Source organism: Pacificibacter sp. (assembly GCF_039769035.1).
In the GTDB taxonomy this organism is placed as follows: Bacteria; Pseudomonadota; Alphaproteobacteria; order Rhodobacterales; family Rhodobacteraceae; genus Celeribacter.
In genome coordinates, this window is record NZ_JBDMZG010000116.1 from 1 (window position 1) to 5495 (window position 5495).

Annotated in this window: 7 protein-coding genes; all 7 read right to left on the reverse strand. The window is 50.8% G+C overall.

Annotated features, from left to right (window positions below; translation table 11 throughout):
• Positions 1-115: 115 nt before the first annotated feature.
• The 7 genes from ABF287_RS10595 to ABF287_RS10625 are packed head-to-tail and all read right to left on the reverse strand — an operon-like array spanning position 116 to position 5434.
• On the reverse strand, positions 116-511 hold the full coding sequence (locus ABF287_RS10595; RefSeq protein ID WP_347184980.1) for a RidA family protein: 396 nt from the start codon (positions 509-511) through the stop codon (positions 116-118).
• A complete protein-coding gene (locus tag ABF287_RS10600) occupies positions 508-912 on the reverse strand; it encodes a thioesterase family protein (protein WP_347184981.1) in 405 nt (134 codons plus the stop codon). Before ABF287_RS10600 ends, ABF287_RS10595 begins: the two co-directional genes overlap by 4 nt.
• Before the next feature lie 3 nt (positions 913-915).
• Positions 916-1602 (reverse strand): ABC transporter ATP-binding protein, encoded by a 687-nt coding sequence (locus ABF287_RS10605; protein WP_347184982.1) that lies wholly within the window; start codon positions 1600-1602, stop codon positions 916-918.
• The gene (locus ABF287_RS10610) at positions 1599-2348 is read right to left on the reverse strand and encodes an ABC transporter ATP-binding protein (RefSeq protein ID WP_347184983.1); all 750 of its coding nucleotides are present in this window, start codon (positions 2346-2348) and stop codon (positions 1599-1601) included. The genes ABF287_RS10605 and ABF287_RS10610 overlap by 4 nt, the downstream gene beginning before the upstream one ends.
• Positions 2341-3324: a branched-chain amino acid ABC transporter permease gene (locus ABF287_RS10615; RefSeq protein ID WP_347184984.1), complete on the reverse strand. Its 984-nt coding sequence runs from the start codon at positions 3322-3324 to the stop codon at positions 2341-2343. Before ABF287_RS10615 ends, ABF287_RS10610 begins: the two co-directional genes overlap by 8 nt.
• Positions 3321-4241, reverse strand: coding sequence for a branched-chain amino acid ABC transporter permease (locus ABF287_RS10620; protein WP_347184985.1), 921 nt, complete (start codon positions 4239-4241; stop codon positions 3321-3323). Before ABF287_RS10620 ends, ABF287_RS10615 begins: the two co-directional genes overlap by 4 nt.
• A 56-nt stretch (positions 4242-4297) precedes the next feature.
• The gene (locus ABF287_RS10625; RefSeq protein WP_347184986.1) at positions 4298-5434 is read right to left on the reverse strand and encodes an ABC transporter substrate-binding protein; all 1137 of its coding nucleotides are present in this window, start codon (positions 5432-5434) and stop codon (positions 4298-4300) included.
• Between the last annotated feature and the right edge of the window lie 61 nt (positions 5435-5495).

The following is a 5495-nucleotide window of genomic DNA, read 5'->3' on the forward strand; positions in this document are numbered from 1 at the left end:
ATCGGGCGGCATTGGCCTGCTGCGGCAGCGCAGGAATGCGTATATGTTCTCCGTCACATCATCAATATCGTTAGATTTGGCAAAGTACATTCCCAAGGGTTCTTGCTTTCCATAACTAAGTCAGTTGGGCCGTTGCTTCGATTTCGACCAATGCGTCATCTTCTATCAAACCTGCAACTACCAACATCGACATTGCAGGAAAGTGTTTGCCAAATACCGTACGATAGGCGGCCCCCACTGCGCGTTGATTGGCGACATAAGTCGCTTTGTCGGTGACAAACCAAGTCAGTCTAACAACATCGGATGGCTTTCCACCCGCCGCAACCACGATGTCAGAGATATTCTGCAGGGCTTGGTGCATCTGCGGTACAAATTCCTTTGACTCAAAGACCTTGTCTTTGTTCCAGCCGATTTGTCCACCGATATGCAAAGTGCCATCTTTGGTGAGAATACCGTTTGCGTACCCTAACGCTGGTGCCCAGCCGTCTGGTTGAATTGTTTTGTGTGTCATGATGATATCTTAGTGAAGTCAGTTAATCGCTGCTTGATGCTATCAGGTAGCGGTGTTGGTTTGCCGTCCAAGTCGATTTGGACAAGGGTTGTGTTCGTAACAAAACGTTGTTCGTCCCCGCAATGACACCTCATTTCGTAATCAAAACTGGTCCTACCAACCCGTGTCACATTTAGCCGTAGGTCCAAAAGATCACCATGGCGACTTGGCCTATTGAAAGTTGTGGTGATGGTTGCTGTGGGGATGCCAGCCGTTTGGAGAAACTGTTCAAACCGGTATTCTAGACCATGGTCAAAAAAGGCCTCAATACAATCATTCATCATTTCGAAATATCGCGGGAAGAACACAATCCCCGCGGGGTCGCAGTGCCTGAAAAGTACTTTTTGTTGGACTTCAAACATCGCCTACACTCCGATCAGACGTTCAGAGATATCAGAGGTCAAATCTGTCATCGCACCGTCCCAAACAGTTTTGCCACGTTCAAGAATTGTGGCGCGGTCACAGACTTGTCCCAATTCGGCCAAAGATTTGTCGATGACGATAATGGCCATGCCAGTCTCATTTTTAAGTTGGGCTATAGCCTCCCAAATTTCCTGTCGGATAATCGGCGCTAGTCCTTCTGTTGCTTCATCAAGGATCAACAAACGAGGGTTGGTCATCAGTGCGCGTCCAACGGCGACCATCTGCTGCTCGCCGCCCGACAATGTGTTTGCGCGCTGGTGTTTGCGTTCGTCCAAGCGCGGAAATAGTGCGGCGACACGGGCCAAATCCCATGGGCCGTGTCGAGATGCAGCTACCAAGTTTTCGGTGACCGTGAGATCCGCAAAACAACGACGTCCTTCTGGGACAAGCCCTATGCCCAAACGGGCGGCTTGATGGCTCCCAAGGCTGCTAAGGTCTTGGCCGTCAAAGATGAGTTTGCCAGACGCAGGGATCATCCGACATATTGTTTTGACGGTTGTGCTTTTCCCCATGCCATTACGCCCCATCAAGGCGACAACTTCTCCCTCTGACACGGTTAAATTGACGTCAAACAACGCTTTGGACGACCTATAGCTGGCCTTAACATTTTGCAGAGTTAGAAGGCTCATGCGTCACCTCCTAGATAGGCTTCGCGCACAGCTTTGCTGGATTTGATTTGATCAACTGTGCCGGTTTCGATGATTTTACCGTAAACTAACACACTGATCCGATCGGCCAATGCAAAGACAGCGTCCATATCATGTTCGACCAGAAGGATTGGGGCTTCTTCGCGTAAACCGTCCAGAAAACCTGTTAGTGTTTTTGAGCCTTCAGCACCCAGTCCAGCCATTGGTTCATCCATGACAAAGGCTTTTGGTTTGAGTGTCAGAGCGACCGCGACTTCTAACTGACGGCGCTGTCCATGACTTAAGTCAGAGGTGCGTGTTGCAGCGTGGTCTTGCAGACCTACGCGCTTCAAAGCGTCGGCGGCTTTTGAACGTAATGATCCATCGTTGAGCACTGGTCGTAAAAACCGCCACGGTGACCCAATGTCACCCACTGCACCCAGCAGGACGTTTTGCAGAACCGTATCTTCCATCGCCAATGCCGAGATCTGGAATGTGCGGCCAATACCTGCCTTTGCGCGTGTCAGGGTGTTGGTCAGGGTAACGTCTTTACCTAACAATTCGACACGTCCTGCATCGGGTTTTAACCCACCGCAAATTTGGGCAATCAATGTGGATTTACCGGCACCATTTGGACCAATGACAGCGTGTATTTCCCCTGGGTATAGGTCGATGGAAATATCGTCAGTCGCCATTAATGCCCCGAAAGATTTTTGCAAGCTGTGCGTGGCGAGGATTGGTTCAGTCATGTGCCACCTCCCGACCAGCAATAAGGCCAACCAGACCGCCGCGGGCAAATAACACGACAAGCAACAACAACGCACCAAGATAGATGTGCCAGTATTCGCTGAGCCCGCCAAGGAAGTGTTCGAGCATCACAAAGACGACTGCCCCCACCACGGGGCCACACAAACGTGCGTTACCGCCGAGGATGATAAATATCATGATCTCACCCGACATTTGCCAACTGAACATTGTGGGGCTGACAAAGCGGTTGAGATCAGCAAACAACGCACCCGCCAGTCCGGTTATCACACCTGATATAACAAAGGCGACGAGCTTTAGGCGTTGCGGGTCCAACCCGACGGTCTGCACACGTTGGGGCGCCTGACGTGCCGCGTTTAGGGCCAAACCAAAAGGGGATCGCGCAAGCAACCCGTTTAGGAGGAGGACCAAACATAGGATCGTGAAACAGATGGCGAAAAAGTTAATCGGAACCAACGTATTCAGCCCGGGAAAGTCGTTACGAACGTAAATCAACAACCCATCTTCACCGCCATAAGCAGCCCAGCTGATAGAGAAAAAATAGAACATTTGTCCGAATGCCAGCGTGATCATAATGAAATAAACGCCTGCCGTGCGTAAGGACAAAATCCCGATAAGAAAGGCTGCAATGCCCGATGTGACCATCGCCACCAGCCAAATCACTGGCATCGATTTTGTGCCCTCAATCAAAAAGGGCAGTTCCATCACTGGCGTGTAAGTTTGTGCGTGATGGGCAAGAATACCCATCGCGTATCCGCCAATACCAAAGAATGCTGCATGCCCCAAGCTAACCAAACCACCTAACCCAAGGGCAATGTTCAAGCCAACGGCAGCCAATGCAAAGATCACTGCACGTGTCGCCAGCGTGATCGTAAACGGTTGATCGTTGAACATGGCCCATAGTGGCACAGCAAGTAAAAGCACCAAGACGAGCCCATTCAATGTGCGTTCGCGTATCATGGGCGTGCTCCAAACAAACCCGTCGGTCGCCATATCAAGACAGCCCCCATCAAGATATAAATCGCCATCGACGCCAGTGCCGAACCTGAGGATTGCGCCGCGGATGGTTCCATGAATAACTTGAACAATTGGGGGAGGAAGACGCCGCCCAACGTATCGGTTAACCCTACCAAAAGTGCGCCAATGAGTGCCCCCTTGATCGATCCGATACCGCCAATCACAATGACCACAAAGGCTAGGATCAACACAGGTTCACCCATCCCAACCTGAACCGACTGAATCGCCCCCACCAGTGCGCCAGCTAAGCCAGCTAGGGCAGCCCCAAGGGCAAAGACCAGTGTGTATAATTTCGAAATATCCACGCCAAGGGCAGCAATCATCTCACGATCATTTTCACCTGCGCGGATTTGGATGCCAATTCGGGTGCGGGTAATCAAAAGGCCCAAACCAGCGGCGACTAGCAGGCCTACACAGATGAGAACCAAACGATAAAAAGGATATTGTATGCCGCCGGGTAAAGTTACGGGGCCAGAAAGGTAATCAGGGATGTCTAGGAACAGCGGGAAGGAGCCAAAGACCCAGCGTGTCCCCTCGGAAAAGATCAAGATCAGAGCGAAAGTGGCAAGCACTTGATCAAGGTGATCAGTCGCGTAAAGCCTGCGGATCACCAACATTTCGACTAGAACACCAGCGATGGCAGCAGCGGCCATTGCAGCGATCAAGGCCAATACAAATGATCCTGTAAGTCCAGCTACTGCCGCCGCCGCAAATGCGCCAATCATGTAAAGCGACCCGTGAGCGAGATTGATTAACCCCATGACACCAAAAATTAGTGTCAGACCAGCCGCCATTAAAAACAGCATAATGCCGGATTGCAGACCGTTTAGAATTTGCTCAATGATTAGGATTGTGGACATATATACTGTGAACCCTTTGCGGTTCGGGAAGGCATGCCCCCCGAACCAATTTCAGCTTAGAATGAGCAATCAACTGCATAGGCATCGCTGTGATTTTCAAGTGCAACACCAATAATTTTGTTGGTGTAAACGTCACCTTCTTTGATCACTTCACGCGCATAGATGTCTTGGATCGGATGGTGGTTTGGTCCGAATTCAAAATCGCCACGTGTGCTGTCAAAGTTAGCCGCCTCTAAAGCGGTACGGAACGCATCCGCATCATCAGGATGTGCAATTTCCAACGCAGAGATGAGTAAGTTTGCTGTGTCAAATCCCTGGCTGGCGTAAAGCGATGGGAGGCGGCCATATTCAGCCTGAAAGGTTTCGACAAATGCGGCATTGGTCGCGTTGTCGATGTCTTTGTTCCATTGGCTCGTGTTCACGACACCAAGGGCCGCGTCACCGACGGCTTGCAAGATACCCTGATCAAAGGAAAACGCTGGGCCTACAACAGGCAAATCTACGCCACTGTCAGCATATTGCTTCAAGAATGAAATCCCCATGCCACCGGGCAAGAAGAAGAACACGCTGTCAGCGCCAGACGCGCGGATTTGTGCAATTTCTGCGGCGTAATCTGTTTGGCCAAGTTTAGTAAAAATTTCGCCAGCCAGCTCCCCATCATACATCCGCTTGTAACCGGTCAACGCGTCTTGGCCTGCTGGGTAATTGGGAGCCAAAATGAAGCTGTTTTTGTATCCTGTGCCCTTTGCATAAGCACCAGCGGCTTCATGTAGGTTGTCGTTCTGCCAAGCGACGTTGAAATAGTTCTTGTGACACCCTTTGCCGGCAAGTGCTGACGGTCCGGCATTTGGCGATAGATAAAACTTACCTTGGGCCGTCGCGCTTGGGATCACAGCCATCGCAAGGTTGGACCAAATGATCCCTGTCATGACGTCGACTTTTTCAGACTGGATCATTTTATCGGCAAGCTGAACGGCAACATCAGGCTTGCGCAGATCGTCCTCTATGACGACCTCGATATCGGTGCGATCCGATTGACCAATGGCCAGCATAAATCCGTCACGGACATCAATGCCCAATCCAGCACCACCGCCCGAAAGCGTGGTGATCATGCCAACCTTGACGCCTTCAGCTGATGCGCCGCTAGCGAGCGCTGCAAGGGCTGTCGAAAGAATAAGTGATTTCAGTTTCATAGTAAGATCCTCTGTTGGAAAGATTTGTCGTCTTAGGCATTTTGCCCTTATTTTTAGAAAC

What these genes read in the sequence shown, in the direction of transcription:
- ABF287_RS10595 (WP_347184980.1), bottom strand. Translation starts at nt 511, where the DNA reads ATGACACACAAAACAATTCAACCAGACGGCTGGGCACCAGCGTTAGGG.
- ABF287_RS10600 (WP_347184981.1), bottom strand. Translation starts at nt 912, where the DNA reads ATGTTTGAAGTCCAACAAAAAGTACTTTTCAGGCACTGCGACCCCGCG.
- ABF287_RS10605 (WP_347184982.1), bottom strand. Translation starts at nt 1,602, where the DNA reads ATGAGCCTTCTAACTCTGCAAAATGTTAAGGCCAGCTATAGGTCGTCC.
- ABF287_RS10610 (WP_347184983.1), bottom strand. Translation starts at nt 2,348, where the DNA reads ATGACTGAACCAATCCTCGCCACGCACAGCTTGCAAAAATCTTTCGGG.
- ABF287_RS10615 (WP_347184984.1), bottom strand. Translation starts at nt 3,324, where the DNA reads ATGATACGCGAACGCACATTGAATGGGCTCGTCTTGGTGCTTTTACTT.
- ABF287_RS10620 (WP_347184985.1), bottom strand. Translation starts at nt 4,241, where the DNA reads ATGTCCACAATCCTAATCATTGAGCAAATTCTAAACGGTCTGCAATCC.
- ABF287_RS10625 (WP_347184986.1), bottom strand. Translation starts at nt 5,434, where the DNA reads ATGAAACTGAAATCACTTATTCTTTCGACAGCCCTTGCAGCGCTCGCT.